The sequence below is a fragment of the Staphylococcus sp. 11511212 genome (assembly GCF_011394755.1).
In the GTDB taxonomy this organism is placed as follows: domain Bacteria; phylum Bacillota; class Bacilli; order Staphylococcales; family Staphylococcaceae; genus Staphylococcus; species Staphylococcus chromogenes.
In genome coordinates, this window is the sequence record NZ_JAANBQ010000003.1 from 338,328 (window position 1) to 358,582 (window position 20,255).

Here is a 20,255-nt window from a genome sequence, read left to right on the forward strand (position 1 = left end):
GCTAACGTTTTTTATTTTTTTGCGCTAATTGTCTTGCATGAACGACCTCAGTGCGATCACGTAATTTATGATGGTTGAGTATGAGGGGAGTTGTAACAACGGTTGTAGTTGGATTGTAGTTTGGCTCATATTTTAAAATAGCCTCTGTCATCTCTTTTGTGAGGGGTAACATCAAAGGTGCAAAAGGGCGTTTTTGAGCTGTGTTTTCTACCATGCGAGCGATTAATTGTTGCAATTGATCTTGGTGAACCCCTAGTTGCCTAAATGTTTCTGCGCGATGTTGTTGTATTAAATGCAAGGCTTTTTGAAACGAACGATACGCACCATTAAAGTTTTCTCTACGGTAATGATAACATCCTGTCGCAATTAGAATTAAGGCTACAATAGGGTCCTTTTTACAATATTTTTTTTGTGACTTCCACACTTCTTCTAAAATATCATGACATAGAAAATAATGCTGTTGCTGATGAAATTGTACATAAAAATCGACGAATTGCTTTTGCAATTGTTTCACCTCAAAATTTATTGTTACATGTAAACATGCTATAATACTTTAGGATACAATGCATCCAACTTGCAATAGAAATGAGGCAAAAATTCATGTACGAGGTGAAATTAGACGCCTTTAATGGCCCTTTGGATTTGCTATTACATTTAATTAAAGAATTCGAGATTGATATTTATGATATTCCAATGAAGGCGCTCACAGAACAATATATGCAATATATTCATGCGATGAATAAACTTGAAATTAATTTGGCAAGCGAGTATTTAGTCGTCGCTTCAGAACTTTTAATGATTAAAAGTCGTATGTTACTGCCAGATAAAAATCAATCAGATTTTGAGGAAGAGGATCCTCGTGATGAATTAGTTGAAAAATTGATTGAGTATCAAAACTTTAAAGCCTGTGCCGTCTTACTCAATGAAAAAAAAGAGAAACGCGCACACTTTTATACGAAAACGCCTACAGATTTGTCTCATTATGAAAAATCTGAAAAAATGTCTGATAACACAACTATTGATTTAACGGAATTAATCGTTGCTTATCAAAAAATGAAAACACGTGTGGCATTAAAGAAGCCAAAACAAGTTCAAATCAAAAAAGAGACTTATACCATTCAACAATCGACTCAGCATATTTATTCAAAGTTACAACATCGATCTTCAATTACATTTTTCGATTTATTTAATTTTAATGAAACAATTGAACATGTAGTCACACATTTTCTTGCATTGCTCGAAATGGCCAAAACTGGCATGATTCAAATCCAACAGACTAAAGCCTTTCACAACTTCGATATTACGAAAGGGGTTAATTATGACATCCAACCTTAATGCTATCATGACAGCCATTTTATACACTGTAGGAGAAGAAGGTATTGAGAGAAATCAACTCAAAGACATTTTAAATGTGGATGAAGATACGTTTAGTACACTATTAGAAACGTTTCAAATCGATGGCTTATTATTACAACAATTCGGCAACACATTGGTTTTAACCACCACAGAAGATGTAGAATCCTATATTGAGACATTGATTGTCCATAAAGGTGCAACCAAATTATCACAAGCTGCGATGGAAGTCCTTGCAATCATTGCTTATAACCAACCTATGACACGTAGTGATATAGAAATGATTCGGGGAATAAATTCAGATGGCCCCGTAAAAACATTGATTGCAAAGGGCTTAGTTGAACCGAAACAGCAAGCGGACACAAGAGGTCAACACCTTTATACTACAGATTTATTTTTAAATGTCTTTGGATTGACATCATTGGAAGATTTGCCGACGACAGATGAAGATGAAGAAGAAATCGAAAGCTTCTTTAGCGAACTTGTAAACCAGAAAGGGGCAGCAGAATGACACAACAATTTGAACGATTACAAAAAAGAATTGCAAATAGTGGCTATACTTCTAGAAGAAAGGCAGAAACCTTAATTACTGAAGGTAAAGTTTCAGTCAATGGAAAAGTTGTCACAGAATTAGGCACAAAAGTAGGACCCTCAGATCAAGTGAGCGTGGAGGGGATACCTTTAGAACTTGAAGATAAATTATACATTTTATTTTATAAACCCGCACAGGTCATTACGAGTGTTTCTGACGACCGGGGCAGAACTGTTGTCACTGATTATTTTGATGATTTAGAAACGCGTATTTATCCAGTCGGTCGTCTTGATTATGACACTTCAGGATTATTACTTTTAACTAATGATGGTGAATTTACTAATTTAATGACCCATCCAAGATACAAAATCCCAAAAACATATATTGCCAAAATTGAGGGGTATATTTTACGAGAACAGGTGAAAGCACTTGAACATGGGATTGAACTTGAAGATGGCATGACTCACCCGGCGAAAGTAAAAGTTAAAAAACAAGATAAAACAAAAAACACTTCATTAATTGAAATCACAATAACTGAAGGTAGAAACAGACAAGTACGTCGAATGTTTGAACATTTTGGCTTTAAAGTGACTAAACTTTCGCGTGTATCATTCGGACCTTTAGATTTAAAGGGTCTAGGTGCTGGTGAAGGGCGTGTGTTATCCCCACATGAAGTGAAAACTTTACGTCAACTCGCGACTCAAGGAGCTACAAAATAAAGTTTAGCGTTTAGAACATCACTTATAGTTACTCACTCCTAATCAGGAGTTTTATGGAACTGATGAGAAAGTAAGTCCTTCAGTTATAATGTATAAATTATCTATTAAACATTCGTTATGCTATACTAGGCATATCAATGAATTGTCACTAAGTGTGGGAGGTATTACACAATGACTAACGAAATTTTAGTCGTGGACGATGAAGAACGTATCAGAAAGTTATTAAAAATATATCTTGAAAGAGAAGGCTATGGTGTAATTGAAGCTACAGATGGAGAAGAAGCACTCCATTTAGCTCAAACTCATGATTACGCCTGCATTTTATTAGATTTAATGTTACCTAAACTTGATGGTATTGAAGTCGCCACAACGTTACGTGAATCTAAAGAAACACCTATCATTATGTTAACTGCAAAAGGTGAAGAAAATAACCGTGTCGAAGGCTTTGAGTCTGGGGCAGACGATTATATCGTCAAACCTTTTTCACCACGTGAAGTAGTTCTCAGAGTTAAAGCGCTACTACGTCGTACACAAGCACACATCACTGAACATAATGAACCACATGCACGTGATGTCATTTCTTTTAAACATTTAGTTATCGATAATGATGCACATAAAGTTTTAGCAGATGATACTCCAGTAAACTTAACGCCAAAAGAATATGAACTTTTAATTTATCTTGCTAAAACACCAAATAAAGTTTTTGACCGTGAGCAACTTTTAAAAGAAGTTTGGCACTATGAGTTTTATGGTGATTTAAGAACTGTTGATACACATGTTAAACGATTGCGTGAAAAGTTAAATCGTGTGTCTAGTGATGCTGCACAAATGATTCAAACCGTATGGGGCGTTGGTTACAAATTCGAATTAAACGAGCAAAATGAAACGCCTGAATAGCGTCGTAATAAAACTGTGGTTAACTATTTTATTAATAGTAACGACAGTTTTAATTTTATTAAGTGCAGCCCTCATCACCTTTATGCAATATTACTTCACGCAACAAACGGAACAAACCCTTTTTGAAAACGCTAAAAGTATTAATCATGTTTTAGATGAAAGTAACGATCGACAAAGCGCTATACGTCTTAGTGATGCAATGCTCGAAAAAAACAAAGGGATGATTATTGTTCCTGATTTTGTAAATCATGGTCATCAAAACTCTATTAAAGAAAAAATGCTTGAAGAAATTAAAGAAAATAAAGCTTTTGATAAAGTATTACAAAGTCAAAAATCAGAACTACAACATATCACGGTCAATGTTAATGGTATCGATCGTACCTTTGTACTGCTCGGATATCCATCAAAAGCATACAAAGGTCAGCCATCAGCCGTTTTTATTTATCAAGATTTAAAAAGTATTGAAGATACGAATAATGTGATTACAATCATTATTTTAATCACAGCCCTCATTTTTCTTGGCATTACAACTGTATTTGCATTCTTTCTCTCTACTAGAATTACCAACCCATTACGTCAACTTAAAACGCAAGCGAGTGAAGTAGCAAGAGGAAATTATGCCAAACGCGTTCCTGTCCAAACCCGTGATGAAATTGGTGCATTGGCCATGACATTTAACAAAATGAGTCGTAGTATTCAATCACATATTAATGCTATAACAACATCTAAAAATATTCGTGACACTTTAATAGATGCAATGGTTGAAGGGGTTATTGGGATAAATCATCGTCGTGAAACGATTTTATCTAATCAACTAGCGACAAAATTATTAAATGAGATGTCAGAAACACTTCAACACAAGTACGATGCCCAAGTCAATCAAACATTTCAAACGAAGCGAACAGAATATGAAGAATACGAAATAAATAAACGTTATTACGTCATTATTATGAGCTATATTGAACGCATTCAACCTACTGGTGAGAGTGGCCTTGTAGTTGTTATGCGGGATATGACAAATGAACATCATATGGATCAAGTGAAAAAAGACTTTATTGCCAGTGTCTCTCATGAGTTACGAACACCGATTTCATTATTACAAGGTTACACAGAATCTATTGTAGATGGTGTAGTGACTGAACCAAGTGAAATCAAGGAGTTTCTCAATATTGTATTGGACGAATCTAAACGTCTGTCTCGTCTGGTAAATGAATTGTTAAACGTCGCGAGAATGGATGCTGAAGGTATTACCGTTTATAAAGAAGAACAACCCATGATGGAATTAGTTAACAAAATGTCAGCAAAATATAAACAAGAACTTTCAGAGCTCGGTTTATCACTTAAAATTGAAGATAAAATGATAATGGAAAAGTTCTGGCATTATGATTTCGATAGAATGGAACAAGTGTTAACCAATCTTGTCGATAATGCAGCGCGACATACAAAACCAGGTGATGTCATTACAATTTCGGCTTATGAATCGGAAACAGAAGATATTCTTACAGTTTCTGACACTGGTGTAGGCATCGCTCCAGAACATTTAGAAAATGTGTTTGACCGTTTTTATAAAGTGGACGCCTCAAGAAAACGTGGAAAACAGGGGACTGGGTTAGGCCTCTTTATTACACGTATGATTGTCGATGCACATGGGGGGCATATTTCAGTAGACAGTACGGTTAATGTTGGAACCAAATTCACTATTAAATTGCCCAAATAGATGTAAAACGACTATACAAAAACACATAGATAAATAGTGAGATACACCTTCTTTGATTCACGTACGACATCATTTTTCGCGTATTTCTCTAGATTAATATGGCCCTCTTTTGATAATCTTGGTAAATACTTTCTAAACAATTTCTATTGTCACAAATGAAAAAGTATTATAATCTAACTCATATACAATTCGTCTAGTAAATAGGGTTCATTTTCAAAATGATTGATATTAAGGGATAGATGTAAAATATTTCACACAAATAATAGTTATTTTATCAAATCATACAATTCTACCTCCATATTAGATGAATAGACAAGGAGGTCTATTATGAAGCAACGTCAAACACGCCGAATTATTTTGGTTGGGATGTTAAGTGGTATCGCATTTGTATTAATGTTCCTAAAATTTCCTTTACCATTTTTACCACCATATTTAACGGTGGATTTTAGTGATGTGCCAGCACTCATCGCTACATTTAGCTTTGGTCCTATTGCTGGCATTATGGTTGAGTTAATTAAAAATATACTCAATTTCTTTTTTAATATGAGTGATCCAGTGGGGCCAATCGCTAACTTTTTAGCAGGAAGTAGTTTTTTATTAACCAGTTACTTTTTCTATCGGAAGCGTAGAACACAAACTGCTTTAATCGTTGGTTTAGCGGTGGCAACAATTGTGATGACGCTTGTGTTAAGTATCTTGAATTATTTCATATTATTGCCTCTTTATGGCATGATTATGAACCTTTCAGATGTAGTCAATAATTTAAAAGTTATCGTGACAGCAGGGATTATTCCATTTAATCTTATTAAAGGGGTGCTCATTGCTATCATCTTTTTACTTTTATTCCCAAGAATTAAAAATGCACTGCATTTAAAATCATAGCAAAAAACACTCGGTATGTTATTGAACATCACCGAGTGTTTTTACATCTATTTATTGAACATCTTGTATATCTTTATTCAAATTTAAGTGCATCGCCATCAAAAGATTCTTCTTCTACTTTAATAGAATCAGTAGGGCAGCCTTCAAATGCATCTTCAAGATCCTCATATAGTTCTTCTGGTACTGCTTTCGTCCCTTGGTTGTCGTCAAGAATGACGTATGCGATACCTTCATCATCGTAATCATAAATGTCAGGCGCTGCTGCACCACACGCTCCACATGCGATACACGTATCCATATCAACGATTGTGTATTTAGCCAATTTTTTCGCCTCCCTTTTCAAAGTACCACATTCACATTATAATTTTATTTTAGATGGGTGTAAAATAATTTTCAATATTTTCGTCTAAAGAATGAGGTTATCTCAATGAAAACATTAATTCAATTCGCTTATCATCAAGCCTCTCCTTATAAAACAGAAAAAAGCATATATAATATTATCACAGGTAAAAAATCTCATCAAACCTTTTTTGATGCGGTATCACTAAATCTATTTACGTTATTTGGCATACAAAAAAATTTGAGTTGGGAAACATTTTTAACTTACATTACGCATGAGCCAAATGATTTACGCATACCCACAAATAATCAAGCGACTTTTCAGACACTCAACCAAACTTTTGAGAACATACAGCTATTAATACAAACCCTTTCACATTTGAAACATCAATCGACTTCATTTATGCCGGTTTCTTCTCAAATTGACACACATTTAAAAGTTAAACAAGTGTACCATCAAATCAAACATCAACATCTTGAAGAAAATGTATATCGTGAAATCCATCACCTTTTTAAAAAATTAAATCAGCAACAGCCTCAATCTGTCATTCATTATTTTTTAACCGGTTATGAGGAAGGGATGTATACAGCACATCAAGTCGCACTCATCGAAAAAGTACATCCTGAAGCGCTCACAGTTTTAATTTATAAAGATTTGTATTATTTACATTCGCTACTTGGAGAGACAGAGGAGTTTCCCATTTTAACTCAATGTCGAACCACTTTAAAAGTATCTCAAGCTGTCTATCGTACATTTTTACTTATCAAAGAAGGTCACTCGATTGAATCAATATCACAAAAGAATCGTATTTCTGTGAATACAGTCTACGATCACATCATCGACTTATTTATTAATGACTATCTTGAAGATTATCGGTTACTTATTAACGAAACTCAACAAATTCAAAGCTTTGCAAAATATTATGAGCGATTTCCTAAACAACGTTTAAAATTTTATAAAAATGAATTTGATATGTTTACTTATTTTGAAATTAAACTCATCATCATCTGTATCACAAAAGGAGTATTACATGCTTAAAAAAGCACTAAAAGAAAAATTTGGATTTGACACTTTTAAAAAAGGACAAGAAGAAATTATCACGAGCATTTTGCAAGGAAATCATACTTTAGGCGTTCTACCCACAGGAAGTGGAAAAAGTTTATGCTATCAACTTCCCACTTATATCTTCAAAAAACCAACATTAGTAATTTCTCCATTGATTTCTTTGATGGATGATCAAGTAATGCAAATGAAAATGCATGGAGAGCATCAAGTGGTTGCCATTCATTCAGGCATGGAGGACCACGAAAAACGTTATGCTTACGCACATTTACATACAGCGCGCTTTATTTTTGTCAGTCCAGAATTCATTCTGCAACCCCATCACTTTAAACGTTTTAAAAATATTCCCTTAGGGCTCATTGTTTTAGATGAAGCCCATTGTTTATCTGAATGGGGATTTGATTTTAGACCTCATTATGCCTTGATTGGTAAAATCACAAGCTTTTTCAAACAAGCAAAAATTTTAGCATTAACTGCCACAGCGACTCCGCAGCTTCATAAAGATATAGAATTGGCGACAAACCAAACCTTTAAAGTTTTTCAAACAACAGTGAATCGACCAAATATCTCTTTAAATGTTAAATTTTTTGATAGCTATGAAGAAAAGGTGGATTGGCTTTTGCGATTTATTGACGATAGTGGTCCGACGATTATCTACGTGTCCTCTAAAAAAGTAGGCTTGTCACTAGCAGAAGTCATTTATGAAAAGGGACATTTAACAGGTCTATATCACGGTGATTTAACTTATCAAGAGCGACAAACTGTTCAACAACAATTTTTAAATGATGATATTAAAATTATCGTGGCTACGAGTGCATTTGGGATGGGGATCAATAAACCTAACATTCGCTCAATCGTACATTTTCATGCACCATATAGTCCTTCCAATTACATTCAAGAGATTGGGAGAGCAGGGCGAGATGGTCAAAAAAGTCAGGCGATTTTACTTTATCACCCAGAAGATCAATTTTTAATGGAAAATTTAATGCTAAGCCATACAATTGAAGTGAGGGATATTACACTCTATGAACAATCTCAACTTATTGATGATGTTAAAATCGATATTTTAAATACATTAAGCCAACGCTATTCAGTTAAGTCACTTAAACAAATTTTCTTAAAACAAACTGAGTTGAAACAAAGAGCCTATCGTTATATGATGCACTTTATTATGACGAAGCAATGTAGACGTGAAGTCATATTACGCTATTTTGTTACAGCATCCACACAAGCGGATCATTGCTGTGATAACTGTAATAATATCGAATCTATTAGTGAAAAAAATAGTAAAAAAGTAAAACGTCGACTAAACTATGTTGAAAAGTTAGAAAATTTATTAGAATAACTGAAAATCGCTTTACATAGGAATTTTGGTATCGCTATAATTAAAGATATCAATGCGATGAATAGGGCATAGAACACTGTATATATTTAAAATTAGCAAAATCTTCCTGTTTATGTAAAAAAAATGTTTTAAATAGAGCCAGATAAGCTATATATATACAGTAATAGAAAGGGTGAACATAGTGTCAAAAGATAATTTTAAAGACGATTTCGAACGCAATCGCCAAGAAATCAAACCAGATCATACAAACGAATTCAATGATCAAAGCGAAAATGAAGAAACTTCATTTGATATTAGAGATGAACAACAACATTTCCCTCCAAGAAACGCATCACGTCGTCACCGTAAACGTGATTTAAATTCAGATGATTATCAAGCTCAAGAGCACGTTCAAGAAAATTCACACAATAGCCATTCTGAAAAACGTCCGGGTCTTTTAGGTGGATTTGTTAATAAACAACAAGACACTTCTCATCGCGAGGATTCTGCGGAACCAGCACGTACAAACGACCAAGGTGAAAAAATTAGAGATTATGCTAAAGAGCATCCTCATGAAATTCAAAATCAACCTAAAGAAAATCACTCCAACAACCGTGAACTTAAATCAGAACAACAAAGAGACCAACGCCGTGACATTCACAATCCTGAAAAAGGAAAGGATGTACATCGTTCAAATATCAACAATGTAAGCAGAGAAGATAGAGCTAAACAAGAACCTCATGGCCAATTCAAAAAATCTTCAGAAAAAGATGTAAACCATACGCGTAGCAATAACAATAGTTATTCTCAAGAGCAACAACATAAAAAAGTTGGACCAATTGCGGGCGGTAATCAAATCAATCATCGTGAAAACGAAACACATCCTCATACGAACGAACCCAATGCGTCTCAACGCCTTGACCATGAATCTAAAAAGATTGATCAAAATCATCGCCAACAACCTGGAAACACGCGACCTGATCAACGTCATACTAAATTCAATAAAAAAGCCGCAGCTGGAGCGGCTGGGGCAGCTGGGGTGGCAGGTGCAGTTGCAAAACATGAACACGATAAAAAGCAACGTGAACCATTAAGCGACAAGAACGAGAAGCAAAATCACGCGCCTCAACAAAATGATAAGATCCCTAACAATAATAAAACCACTTCAGGCGCCGTGGGAGCTGCAGAAACGCGTGGTGAATCTCAACACCAACGACCTCAACACCAACGACCTCAACAACCAAATGATAGAAAGCGTCCTACGCATGAAGATGAACGTCATTCACGAAATAAAAAAGCTGCCATGGGCGCTGGAGCTATTGGTGCTGCGGGTGCAGGAGCCGCGGGCGCTCATGCTGCAAAACAACATAATGAAAAAAATCAACAAGAAAAAAATCAACAACCTCGTAAAACGAATCGAAATGCAGCAACAGGAGCTGGTGCTGGCGCTGCTGGGGCGAGTGCAAGTACGCAAACTGCGCATACACCTCCAAATAACAAAAGAAAAAAAGGTGGCTGTCTAAAAAGATTATTGCCACTTTTAGCCGCCTTATTGCTCTTAGGGGCTTTAGCAATTTTCGGTGGAATGTATTTATTCAATCAAAATAATGATGAAAATCATAATAATAAAGATAACCAAACTGAAGTTGCTAAAAATGATAATGCGTCTAAAGATAAAGCCGAAAACGATAAAGCAAACAAAGATAAAGAAAAATCTACTGAAGAAACAACTGAAGAAACAAATTCAAATGAAACACCGGGGGCATCTAGCGAATCTTCTTCAGAACAAAGCAATCAAGACACTACACAAAGTGACTTAAACCAACAACAAAACCAAACACAACAAGACCCTAATTCGCAAGCTCAAACAAATTCAAATCAACAGACCCCATCAAATACAAACCAACAAAATCAAAATAGCGCATCAAATAATAACGCACAATCTCATACTGTAACAGGTAATGAAAACTTATATCGAATTGCAATACGTTATTATGGTAGTGGTTCTCCTGAAAATGTTGAGAAAATTAGAAGAGCTAATGGCATTTCAGGTAACAATATTAATAATGGTCAACAATTAATTATTCCATAAGGAACTGTTTTAAGAAAAGAGGAGTAGACAAACATATGTCACTCCTCTTTTTACATATAATTGATTTCTGTAGAGTTAATAGAAAATAGTATGTCACAAAACTGTACGCCTAAGTACTAATATTAACTGTTTAATCATAAACATTTCCATTTAGTTCTCATTATGAAATTGCTATAATAATTCATGGATGAAAACGAATGAAGTTATCAACAAATGAATAAAAGAAATAGGTTCGTTATTTCTTAAAAATGATAACTTGAGAGAGGATGCAAAATATGATTAAAGTCGAAAGTATTATCATAGGTGGCGGACCGTGTGGGTTAAGTGCAGCTATTGAACAAAAGAAAAAAGGGATTGAAACATTAATCATTGAAAAAGGGAACGTTGTGAATGCTCTTTACCATTATCCTACACATCAAACGTTCTTTTCTTCAAGTGACAAATTAAGTATTGGCGATGTCCCTTTTATTGTCGAAGATTTAAAACCACGTAGAAATCAAGCACTTGTTTATTATCGTGAAGTAGTGAAACATCACCAACTTCGAATAAATGCTTTTGAAGAAGTGCTTACTGTGCGTCAAATTGAAGACCACTTTACAATTACAACAACTAAAGACGTTTACCAATGCCGTTTCTTAACGGTTGCAACAGGGTATTATGGCCAACATAATACATTAGAAGTGGACGGAGCAACTTTACCTAAAGTGATGCACTATTTTAAAGAAGCTCATCCCTATTTCGATCAAGATATCGTGATTATTGGAGGAAAAAATTCAGCAGTAGACGCTGCAATTGAATTAGAAAAAGCCGGCGCTCGAGTCACTGTAATTTACCGTGGTGACAATTATTCTCCATCTATTAAACCATGGATCTTGCCTAATTTTGATTCGTTAGTTAGAAGAGGGAATGTAAAAATGCATTTTAATAGTAACGTTACAAAAATCACTGAAGATACTGTAACATTTGAAACAAAAGGTATCGAAACAACGATACAAAATGATTACGTCTTTGCAATGATTGGCTATCATCCTGATTATGAATTTTTGGAATCCATTGGTATTCACACGCACACAAACGAATTTGGAACAGCACCGGTTTATAATAAAGATACTTACGAAACAAATGTTCCTAATTGCTATATTGCAGGTGTCATTGCTGCTGGTAATGATGCTAATACAATTTTTATTGAAAATGGCAAGTATCATGCCAATTATATCGCACATGATATTTTATCTAAAAAGCAAGCCCCGTTAGAATCATAAAATAATAGGACAATGACAGAAACGATTTGCATTTCGTTGTCATCATCCTATATCTAAACGGAACAAAAACCGCTTATAAATTTGAGGAAACCGGATTGCTATGATTTTTATTAAGACGTGTCTATTGAAACTTATTTTATTGTGGGTTGGACTTATAAAGTCTTTCCCACTTTTTTAATAGTTAAAATAAGTTTTGATATGTGCTTTATTAAACTTGTTACTCAAAGCGACTAATAATTTTAATCTCGCTTTTTGTCCATTAAGTCCATTTGAAAAAATGACGCCTTTTTCACTAAGTTGGTGTCCGCCACCTTCGTAAGCATAAACGGCACTCACGATGCCATTAAACGAACGAGAAACAAGCACAATAGGAATATTTTGTGCTAAACAAGCCTCAAGTCCCTCCATTGCAGTAGGGGGAAGATTTCCTTGGCCTAAGGCTTCTATGACGATACCATCTACTCCTGTATTAGCATAATACGTGAGCATTTCACTGCCTAATCCCATATGTGCTTTTATAAGTGGTACATTTAAAGAAACATTTATATTAGGAAAAACAGTTTGGCGGTAGGGTCTATGGTGAAATAGAACACCTGATTTTGTAATCACTCCTAAGGGTCCGTGATTAGGACTTTGAAATGTATTTGTATTAGAGGTATGTGTTTTTGTCACATTGCGTGCGGTATGAATTTCATCGTTAAAAACAACCATTACACCCTTATGCTGTGAATCGTCATGAATAGCGACGCGAATTGCTGAAATAAAATTATATAGACCATCCGAACCTATTTCATTTGAAGAGCGCATTGCCCCGGTGAGAATGATAGGTTTCGAGGTTTCGACGGTTAAATCTAACAAATATGCAGTTTCTTCTAATGTATCTGTCCCATGCGTAATCACATATCCATCATAATTAGAATTTTGTTCTTCATGTTCAAGAATAGATATCAATTCTTTAACATGTGACAATGTAATGTGAGGCGAAGGGACATTAAATGGCATGACCTCTTCAATGTGGGCGTATTTTTTTATTAAACTTTGATGTTGTGCTATTGGGTTTTCATCATTTGTTAAAACACGATTAGATTCATCTTCTGACATACTAATAGTGCCACCAGTATGTATGACTAATAATGATTTCATATGTTTCCTCCTCGATAAAACGTACGATATTATGATAAAATATTATTAACTAAACAACAAGGAAGGTATTCAATGACAGCTATAAATATTGCATTAGATGGCCCTGCAGCAGCTGGTAAAAGCACGATTGCAAAACGTGTTGCTGCAAAATTAGGAATGATATATGTCGATACAGGTGCCATGTATCGCGCCATTACCTATCATTACTTAAATCACCAATCAACTTTCACTAATTTTAGTGACATGATGGCAAATATTCAAATCGAATTAAAATATGACGATCAAAAAGGTCAACGCGTTTTTCTTCAAAATGAAGATGTGACTGATTATTTGAGGGAGAATGATGTCACTCAAAATGTTTCATATGTTTCTTCCCAAGAAGAAGTGCGTCAATTTTTAGTCAAATCACAGCAACGTTTAGCCATTAAAAAAGGTATCGTTATGGATGGTCGAGATATCGGAACGACAGTATTACCTAATGCGGAATTAAAAATTTACATGGTCGCATCAGTAGAGGAGCGTGCAATGCGTCGTTTAAAAGATAATGAACTGAGAGGCATCGAATCTACTTACGATCAACTTGTCAAAGATATTGCTGAACGAGATGCATATGATATGAACCGTGACATTTCTCCTTTGAGAAAAGCAGATGACGCTATCGAAATTGACACAACAGGGCTTTCCATCGAAGAAGTTACTGAACAAATCATTTCACTCGCTAACAAAGCCATTAGCCAAGCATAACTGAAAAGTGCGCTATGATTTAACGATTTCGTTAATATTGCACAGAAAAAAATTTTATGATTCATTAATGTTGAAAAAATTGTAAAAAACACCGTTCAAATTCCTCATTAAAACAAAATTTACTCTATTTGTAATGATAAAACGCTTATTTCTAACAAATCTAAATTTCTTGACAATTTTACACTTTTGTAAGATGTTAGTATTATGTAGTAGTATAAGGAGGCATTCATGATGACTGAAGAATTCAATGAATCAATGATTAATGACATTAAAGAAGGCGACAAAATTACTGGAGAAGTACAACAAATTGAAGACAAGCATGTCGTAGTACATGTAAATGGTGGTAAATACAATGGTATTATTCCGATTAGCCAATTGTCTACACACCACATTGAAAATGCAGATGAAGTTGTAAAAGTCGGAGATGAAATTGGAGCTTATGTAACTAAAATTGAAATCGATGAAGAAAATGAATCAGGTAGTTACATTCTCTCAAAAAGACAATTAGAAGAAGAGAAATCTTATGAATTTCTTCAAGAAAAATTAGATAACAACGAAACAATCGAAGCTAAAGTGACTGAAGTTGTAAAAGGTGGCTTAGTTGTTGACGTAGGACAAAGAGGTTTCATTCCGGCATCGCTCATTTCTACTGATTTCATTGAAGATTTCTCAGATTATGAAGGAAAAGTGCTTGAACTTAAAGTTGAAGAACTTGATCCATCAAATCATCGTGTCATCTTAAGCCGTAAAGCTGTAGAAGCAGAAGAAAACGTAAAGAAAAAAGAAGAACTGTTAAAATCTATTAAAGCTGGCGACGTAATCGAAGGTAAAGTTGCACGTTTAACTAATTTTGGTGCATTTATTGATCTTGGTGGCGTAGATGGTTTAGTACACGTATCTGAGTTATCTCATGAACATGTAAAATCACCTGAAGAAGTAGTATCTATTGGTGAAACGGTTAAAGTAAAAGTACGTTCTGTCGAACAAGACTCTGAACGCATCTCACTTTCTATTAAAGATACGTTACCAAGTCCTTTTGAAACGATTCAAGAGAAATACAACGAAGGCGATATCGTTGATGGTAAGGTAATGAGATTGGCAAGCTTTGGTGCATTTGTTGAGATCGATAAAGGGTTACAAGGCTTAGTTCATATCTCTGAAATTAGTCATAAACATATTGGCACACCAAACGAAGTGTTAGAACCTGGTCAAGAAGTTAAAGTGAAAATTTTAGGCATTAACCCTGATGAAGAACGTATTTCACTATCAATTAAAGCAGCTTTACCAGAAGAAGAAAAAAATGAAGCTTCAGAAGAAACGACACAACAATATACACATCAAAACGATGATGAAAATGAAAATAACCCAACACTTGGGGATGTTTTCGGAGATAAATTAAAAGACTTAAATTTATAGTTTTAAAATGAAGGTAGCGGGATATATGCATATCTCGCTCCTTTTTTATTGTCTATAAAGTTTACTGGCATGATATAATTGTATGTAAATTATATTACATACGCACATTTTCTTATAATACCGAAAGTTCAAACAACCGAACGCTAAGTGACTTTTCCATATAAACGTCACTTTCATAATCAATGCGTTCATTCCTATTTAAAGTGAAATACCTTATTCTTAGAAGATGACTTTCTTTTATTCTATCTTTTGAAAAGTAGGACCATGTGCTAAAATAATGAAGATAATTAAAGAGAGGAAGAACACTCATGACGAAACCTGTTGTAGCAATTGTAGGGAGACCTAATGTCGGGAAATCAACAATTTTTAATCGTATCGTTGGTGAACGTGTCTCTATTGTTGAAGACACTCCAGGCGTTACACGTGATAGAATTTATTCTAGTGGCGATTGGCTGACACATGAATTTAATATTATCGACACGGGGGGCATTGAAATCGGTGATGCGCCATTTCAAACGCAAATTAGAGCGCAAGCCGAATTAGCCATTGAAGAAGCGGACGTTATTATTTTTATGGTAAACGTTCGTGAAGGATTAACACAAAGTGATGAAATGGTTGCCCAAATTTTATATAAATCTAAAAAACCTGTCGTTCTCGCAGTTAATAAGGTAGATAACCCAGAAATGAGAAACGATATATACGATTTTTATGCGCTAGGATTTGGTGAACCTTATCCTTTATCGGGTTCCCATGGCTTAGGACTAGGGGATTTGCTTGACGCTGTTGCCAGTCATTTTAAAGACATAGTCGATGACGATTATGATGATGATACGATTCGTTTATCTCTCATTGGTCGCCCAAATGTTGGAAAATCAAGCTTGGTTAATGCCATTTTAGGTGAAGAACGGGTCATTGTTTCCAATGTTGCAGGTACCACTCGTGATGCTATTGATACAGAATATACTTTTGATGACCAAAAATATGTACTTATAGATACAGCGGGTATGCGTAAGAAAGGGAAAGTATACGAATCCACAGAAAAGTATTCTGTTTTACGCGCTCTCAAAGCAATTGAACGTTCAAATGTTGTACTCGTTGTTATTGATGCTGAAACGGGGATTATTGAACAAGATAAGCGTGTGGCGGGATACGCTCACGAAGAAGGAAAAGCCATTGTCATTGTAGTCAACAAATGGGATACAGTTGAAAAAGATAGCAAAACAATGAAAAAGTTTATGGACGATATTCGTCAGAACTTCCAGTTTTTGGACTATGCTCAAATCGCATTTGTTTCTGCGAAAGAAAGTGCACGTTTACAAACCTTATTCCCATTAATTAATGAAGCCAGTGAAAACCATAAAAAACGTGTACAAAGTTCTACATTAAATGAAGTCATAACTGATGCAATATCTTTGAATCCAACACCAACTGATAAAGGGCGTCGCCTAAATGTGTTCTATGCAACACAAGTTGCCATTGAACCACCAACATTTGTTGTTTTTGTCAATGATGTAGAACTATTGCACTTTTCTTATAAACGTTATTTAGAAAACCAAATACGTCACGCCTTTGGTTTTGAGGGGACACCTGTTCATATTATCGCGCGTAAAAGAAATTAAACTCGGAGGGATTAAAATGACCAATATAACTGTATTCGGTACGGGAAGCTTTGGTAGCGCACTTGCCAATGTTCTTGCTGAAAATGGTCACCATGTTTTAATGTGGGGGAAAAATGAGACAACCATCTCTGAAATTAATACACAACATACAAATAAGAATTATTTAAAAGAAGCGAAGTTAGATCAAACGATTCAAGCAACGACTGATTTAGATCGTGCGATTCAACATTCAGATATTTTTATCATCGCATTACCTACGAAAGCAATTCGAGAAGTGATGGGACGTGTCAATGCAAAATTAAATTCGAAAAAAACATTGATACATGTCACTAAAGGAATAGAAAACGAAACCTTCAAACGGGTTTCTGAAATGCTTGAAGATAGCATTTCTCCTGAATTTAATGCTGGAATAGGTGTTTTATCAGGTCCGAGTCACGCTGAGGAAGTTGTTGTTAAGCAACCAACGACAGTTGCAGCAGCATCTAACAATTCAGAAATACGCCAATTAATACAAGACCTTTTTATGACAGACTACCTTCGTGTTTATACTAACGACGACCTTGTAGGCGTAGAATTAGGGGGCGCATTGAAAAACATCATTGCCATTGCAAGTGGTGTCGTTTCAGGAATGGGCTATGGTGATAATGCTAAAGCCGCATTAATGACACGAGGCCTTGCAGAAATCACACGCTTAGGTGTCCAACTTGGTGCTGACCCTTTAACATTCCAAGGTTTAGGCGGTATCGGTGATTTAATCGTGACTTGTACTTCAACGCATTCAAGAAATTTCTCATTAGGCTATAAACTAGGACAGGGTCAAAAACTAGATGAAATTTTAAACGAAATGAATATGGTGGCTGAAGGCGTTTATACGACACAATCCGTTCATAATTTGGCAAAACAACAAGGTGTAGAAATGCCAATTACAGAAGCGCTTTATAGAGTCTTATTTGAGGATCAACCCGTCGAAGAAGAATTAAAAATCTTGATGGGTCGAAATAAAAAGTCAGAATAAGTCACGAATATGACATTTTCTTTCTAATTTATGGGTTTATTGCTCCTTTCTTAAGGGTACTATAAAAACGCGTAACAAAGCGCAACATGTCTTCAAAGACAATTTTAATGACTTTCACATGCAAATAATCGTGTTATTTGTTAAATTCGAGCTATAATTTAACAAAATCGCATTAAATCAGCGTTTTTCTTGTATAAATCGTTGCAGTACCGCTATTGCTTGTGTTAAAGTCATACCATAATGATAATTGAATTATCATTACATAAACCTTTAGGAGGTGAATTGACATGAACAAAACAGACTTAATCAACGCTGTAGCTGAGCAAGCTGACTTAACTAAAAAGGAAGCTGGTCAAGCTGTTGATGCCGTTTTCGAATCAATTCAAAAATCACTAGCAAAAGGTGACAAAGTACAATTAATCGGTTTCGGTAACTTTGAGGTACGTGAACGTGCTGCACGTAAAGGACGTAACCCTCAAACAGGTAAAGAAATTGATATCCCTGCAAGCAAAGTTCCAGCTTTCAAAGCAGGTAAAGCTTTAAAAGATGCAGTGAAATAATTCAATTATTTACTTAGAAAGCCCTGTAATTAGGGCTTTTTTTATTTTTTTATAATCCTCTTTATACTAAATCTAAAATATTCTGCAATTCAGTTTTCTCATGCTTCATATTTCAATGAAATTTCTTATCACCACATTATCAAATGTACGCTATAAGCTACATTACTTTTGAAACGTTATCATTTTGCATATACTTATAAATATCGTGAAGATTTCAAAACAATTCAGATTTAATTTTCAAACCGATAATGTTAAGATAGTAAGTGATTAAAAATTGAGGTGTGACCATGAGTAAAACCTTTGAACTATTAGAAAAACAGATGAATAAAACATTAATTCATATACATAAACCAAAAAATGTCTTTGTTAATCGTGCATTAAGCGAAATTTTAGATTCATTAGAAATACCTACATTATCAAAAGTTGCTGTGCTCTCTATTAATACTGCGATGAATCATCTCGATCGAATCAGCTTTTACCGGTTTGAACGAGATGCCATTTTAATAGGAGATTTGTATAGCGCGCATTATTACTACCTTATTTCACAAATACAATCCACCACTTTTCAAAAGCATATGAGTGAGGCAATTATCAAAATTAATGCACAGAAGTCATACCTTCAAAATGAACATCAATCTCTATCACAACATCAACTTTTAGAAACTGTGTTAGCGGTTGAATTTGGTTTAATCGATACACTATTGAATATATATCAATTAAATACACTAAAAGAAGAGAATCATCAACGTATTATTGCACATTTAGCCGTTGATCAATTGACATATCTTAACTTTTTAAATGAAACCCAAATTAATCAATTGATTGATGTGATACACTCAAAATACAAATATACTGGAGTCGGTTTTAATGAATAATCAAGCAGATAAACAAAAAGTACATGAGGTCTTTCAAAATATTTCAGGCAAGTATGATAAATTGAATAATATCATTAGCTTTGAGCAACATAAAGTATGGCGTAAAAAAGTCATGAAAGAAATGAATGTACGTCCAGGATCTCAAGCATTAGATGTCTGTTGTGGGACGGCTGACTGGACAATCGCATTAAGTAAAGCAGTAGGTCCTAATGGTGAAGTCGCGGGAATAGATTTTAGTGAAAATATGTTAAAAGTAGGAGAAACTAAAACAGAAAACATGTCTAATATACGCCTCATTCAAGGTGATGCTATGGATCTCCCATTTGAAGATGACAGTTTTGATTATGTAACAATTGGCTTCGGACTTCGTAATATTCCAGATTATACGAAAGCTCTTGCAGAAATGTATCGTGTACTTAAGCCCGGTGGAACAGCTGTTTGTTTAGAAACTAGTCAACCCACGGCTCCTATTTTTAAGCAAGGTTATCAACTTTACTTTAAATTTATAATGCCGTTATTCGGAAAGATTTTCGCAAAATCAAAACAAGAATACGAATGGCTTCAACAATCGGCGTTTGATTTCCCAGATAGCGAAACATTGAAAGGGTTATTTGAATCAGTATCATTTGAAAATGTAAAAGTACGTCGCTTTACAGGTGGTGTGGCGGCGATGCATTTAGCTCATAAACCTAAAACAAAATAA

Annotated in this window: 20 protein-coding genes; 17 read left to right on the plus strand and 3 right to left on the minus strand. The window is 34.8% G+C overall.

Annotated elements, in window-relative coordinates:
- Position 1: 1 nt before the first annotated feature.
- Complete coding sequence (locus G8Y84_RS03110) at positions 2-505, minus strand: DUF309 domain-containing protein (protein ID WP_165806107.1); 504 nt, start codon at positions 503-505, stop codon at positions 2-4.
- A 95-nt stretch (positions 506-600) separates the two neighbouring features.
- Between G8Y84_RS03110 and G8Y84_RS03115 the strand changes: the two genes are divergently transcribed.
- The 6 genes from G8Y84_RS03115 to G8Y84_RS03140 all read left to right on the plus strand — a co-directional run bounded on the left by G8Y84_RS03115 (position 601) and on the right by G8Y84_RS03140 (position 6,100).
- Complete coding sequence (locus tag G8Y84_RS03115) at positions 601-1,335, plus strand: segregation and condensation protein A (RefSeq protein WP_165806108.1); 735 nt, start codon at positions 601-603, stop codon at positions 1,333-1,335.
- Positions 1,319-1,864 carry an SMC-Scp complex subunit ScpB gene (gene scpB / locus G8Y84_RS03120; RefSeq protein ID WP_103159473.1) on the plus strand — a complete coding sequence of 182 codons (546 nt, stop codon included), beginning with the start codon at positions 1,319-1,321 and terminating at the stop codon, positions 1,862-1,864. Before G8Y84_RS03115 ends, scpB begins: the two co-directional genes overlap by 17 nt.
- Positions 1,861-2,604: a pseudouridine synthase gene (locus G8Y84_RS03125; protein WP_037573811.1), complete on the plus strand. Its 744-nt coding sequence runs from the start codon at positions 1,861-1,863 to the stop codon at positions 2,602-2,604. The genes scpB and G8Y84_RS03125 overlap by 4 nt, the downstream gene beginning before the upstream one ends.
- A gap of 171 nt (positions 2,605-2,775) precedes the next feature.
- Positions 2,776-3,501 carry a response regulator transcription factor gene (locus G8Y84_RS03130; RefSeq protein ID WP_037573808.1) on the plus strand — a complete coding sequence of 242 codons (726 nt, stop codon included), beginning with the start codon at positions 2,776-2,778 and terminating at the stop codon, positions 3,499-3,501.
- The gene (locus tag G8Y84_RS03135) at positions 3,485-5,218 is read left to right on the plus strand and encodes an ATP-binding protein (protein ID WP_037573805.1); all 1,734 of its coding nucleotides are present in this window, start codon (positions 3,485-3,487) and stop codon (positions 5,216-5,218) included. The genes G8Y84_RS03130 and G8Y84_RS03135 overlap by 17 nt, the downstream gene beginning before the upstream one ends.
- 327 nt (positions 5,219-5,545) lie before the next feature.
- Entirely contained in the window at positions 5,546-6,100 is a 555-nt protein-coding gene (locus G8Y84_RS03140; protein ID WP_037573800.1) for an ECF transporter S component, read from the plus strand.
- 73 nt (positions 6,101-6,173) lie between these two features.
- On the opposite strand, the gene G8Y84_RS03145 is transcribed toward G8Y84_RS03140, so the two are convergent.
- Complete coding sequence (locus G8Y84_RS03145; RefSeq protein ID WP_037573797.1) at positions 6,174-6,422, minus strand: ferredoxin; 249 nt, start codon at positions 6,420-6,422, stop codon at positions 6,174-6,176.
- Between the two features lie 105 nt (positions 6,423-6,527).
- Here G8Y84_RS03145 and G8Y84_RS03150 point away from each other — a divergent pair, with 105 nt between their 5' ends.
- The 4 genes from G8Y84_RS03150 to ypdA all read left to right on the plus strand — a co-directional run bounded on the left by G8Y84_RS03150 (position 6,528) and on the right by ypdA (position 12,180).
- Complete coding sequence (locus G8Y84_RS03150) at positions 6,528-7,478, plus strand: helix-turn-helix domain-containing protein (protein WP_103159472.1); 951 nt, start codon at positions 6,528-6,530, stop codon at positions 7,476-7,478.
- Positions 7,471-8,847 (plus strand): RecQ family ATP-dependent DNA helicase, encoded by a 1,377-nt coding sequence (locus G8Y84_RS03155; RefSeq protein WP_103159471.1) that lies wholly within the window; start codon positions 7,471-7,473, stop codon positions 8,845-8,847. The genes G8Y84_RS03150 and G8Y84_RS03155 overlap by 8 nt, the downstream gene beginning before the upstream one ends.
- 181 nt (positions 8,848-9,028) lie before the next feature.
- On the plus strand, positions 9,029-10,918 hold the full coding sequence (locus G8Y84_RS11495; protein ID WP_165806109.1) for a LysM peptidoglycan-binding domain-containing protein: 1,890 nt from the start codon (positions 9,029-9,031) through the stop codon (positions 10,916-10,918).
- Positions 10,919-11,193: 275 nt separating this feature from the next.
- Positions 11,194-12,180: a bacillithiol disulfide reductase YpdA gene (gene ypdA, locus G8Y84_RS03165; RefSeq protein WP_103159469.1), complete on the plus strand. Its 987-nt coding sequence runs from the start codon at positions 11,194-11,196 to the stop codon at positions 12,178-12,180.
- 174 nt (positions 12,181-12,354) lie between these two features.
- On the opposite strand, the gene G8Y84_RS03170 is transcribed toward ypdA, so the two are convergent.
- Complete coding sequence (locus G8Y84_RS03170) at positions 12,355-13,323, minus strand: asparaginase (protein ID WP_105996589.1); 969 nt, start codon at positions 13,321-13,323, stop codon at positions 12,355-12,357.
- 72 nt (positions 13,324-13,395) lie between these two features.
- Between G8Y84_RS03170 and cmk the strand changes: the two genes are divergently transcribed.
- From cmk to G8Y84_RS03205, 7 genes are all read left to right on the plus strand, one after another.
- Complete coding sequence (gene cmk / locus G8Y84_RS03175; RefSeq protein WP_037573782.1) at positions 13,396-14,067, plus strand: (d)CMP kinase; 672 nt, start codon at positions 13,396-13,398, stop codon at positions 14,065-14,067.
- Between the two features lie 231 nt (positions 14,068-14,298).
- The gene (rpsA, locus tag G8Y84_RS03180; protein ID WP_037573779.1) at positions 14,299-15,483 is read left to right on the plus strand and encodes a 30S ribosomal protein S1; all 1,185 of its coding nucleotides are present in this window, start codon (positions 14,299-14,301) and stop codon (positions 15,481-15,483) included.
- 308 nt (positions 15,484-15,791) lie between these two features.
- Positions 15,792-17,102 (plus strand): ribosome biogenesis GTPase Der, encoded by a 1,311-nt coding sequence (gene der, locus G8Y84_RS03185; protein WP_165806110.1) that lies wholly within the window; start codon positions 15,792-15,794, stop codon positions 17,100-17,102.
- Between the two features lie 16 nt (positions 17,103-17,118).
- Positions 17,119-18,117 (plus strand): NAD(P)H-dependent glycerol-3-phosphate dehydrogenase, encoded by a 999-nt coding sequence (locus G8Y84_RS03190; protein ID WP_037573772.1) that lies wholly within the window; start codon positions 17,119-17,121, stop codon positions 18,115-18,117.
- A 287-nt stretch (positions 18,118-18,404) separates the two neighbouring features.
- Positions 18,405-18,677 carry an HU family DNA-binding protein gene (locus tag G8Y84_RS03195; protein WP_037564282.1) on the plus strand — a complete coding sequence of 91 codons (273 nt, stop codon included), beginning with the start codon at positions 18,405-18,407 and terminating at the stop codon, positions 18,675-18,677.
- 287 nt (positions 18,678-18,964) lie between these two features.
- The gene (locus tag G8Y84_RS03200; protein ID WP_103159467.1) at positions 18,965-19,552 is read left to right on the plus strand and encodes a heptaprenyl diphosphate synthase component 1; all 588 of its coding nucleotides are present in this window, start codon (positions 18,965-18,967) and stop codon (positions 19,550-19,552) included.
- The gene (locus tag G8Y84_RS03205; protein ID WP_165806111.1) at positions 19,545-20,255 is read left to right on the plus strand and encodes a demethylmenaquinone methyltransferase; all 711 of its coding nucleotides are present in this window, start codon (positions 19,545-19,547) and stop codon (positions 20,253-20,255) included. Before G8Y84_RS03200 ends, G8Y84_RS03205 begins: the two co-directional genes overlap by 8 nt.

What these genes read in the sequence shown, in the direction of transcription:
- G8Y84_RS03205 (WP_165806111.1), top strand. Translation starts at nt 19,545, where the DNA reads ATGAATAATCAAGCAGATAAACAAAAAGTACATGAGGTCTTTCAAAAT.
- G8Y84_RS03155 (WP_103159471.1), top strand. Translation starts at nt 7,471, where the DNA reads ATGCTTAAAAAAGCACTAAAAGAAAAATTTGGATTTGACACTTTTAAA.
- G8Y84_RS03130 (WP_037573808.1), top strand. Translation starts at nt 2,776, where the DNA reads ATGACTAACGAAATTTTAGTCGTGGACGATGAAGAACGTATCAGAAAG.
- scpB (WP_103159473.1), top strand. Translation starts at nt 1,319, where the DNA reads ATGACATCCAACCTTAATGCTATCATGACAGCCATTTTATACACTGTA.
- G8Y84_RS03190 (WP_037573772.1), top strand. Translation starts at nt 17,119, where the DNA reads ATGACCAATATAACTGTATTCGGTACGGGAAGCTTTGGTAGCGCACTT.
- G8Y84_RS03195 (WP_037564282.1), top strand. Translation starts at nt 18,405, where the DNA reads ATGAACAAAACAGACTTAATCAACGCTGTAGCTGAGCAAGCTGACTTA.
- G8Y84_RS03135 (WP_037573805.1), top strand. Translation starts at nt 3,485, where the DNA reads ATGAAACGCCTGAATAGCGTCGTAATAAAACTGTGGTTAACTATTTTA.
- G8Y84_RS03150 (WP_103159472.1), top strand. Translation starts at nt 6,528, where the DNA reads ATGAAAACATTAATTCAATTCGCTTATCATCAAGCCTCTCCTTATAAA.
- G8Y84_RS03170 (WP_105996589.1), bottom strand. Translation starts at nt 13,323, where the DNA reads ATGAAATCATTATTAGTCATACATACTGGTGGCACTATTAGTATGTCA.
- G8Y84_RS03140 (WP_037573800.1), top strand. Translation starts at nt 5,546, where the DNA reads ATGAAGCAACGTCAAACACGCCGAATTATTTTGGTTGGGATGTTAAGT.
- G8Y84_RS03200 (WP_103159467.1), top strand. Translation starts at nt 18,965, where the DNA reads ATGAGTAAAACCTTTGAACTATTAGAAAAACAGATGAATAAAACATTA.
- der (WP_165806110.1), top strand. Translation starts at nt 15,792, where the DNA reads ATGACGAAACCTGTTGTAGCAATTGTAGGGAGACCTAATGTCGGGAAA.
- G8Y84_RS03115 (WP_165806108.1), top strand. Translation starts at nt 601, where the DNA reads ATGTACGAGGTGAAATTAGACGCCTTTAATGGCCCTTTGGATTTGCTA.
- ypdA (WP_103159469.1), top strand. Translation starts at nt 11,194, where the DNA reads ATGATTAAAGTCGAAAGTATTATCATAGGTGGCGGACCGTGTGGGTTA.
- G8Y84_RS03125 (WP_037573811.1), top strand. Translation starts at nt 1,861, where the DNA reads ATGACACAACAATTTGAACGATTACAAAAAAGAATTGCAAATAGTGGC.
- rpsA (WP_037573779.1), top strand. Translation starts at nt 14,299, where the DNA reads ATGACTGAAGAATTCAATGAATCAATGATTAATGACATTAAAGAAGGC.
- cmk (WP_037573782.1), top strand. Translation starts at nt 13,396, where the DNA reads ATGACAGCTATAAATATTGCATTAGATGGCCCTGCAGCAGCTGGTAAA.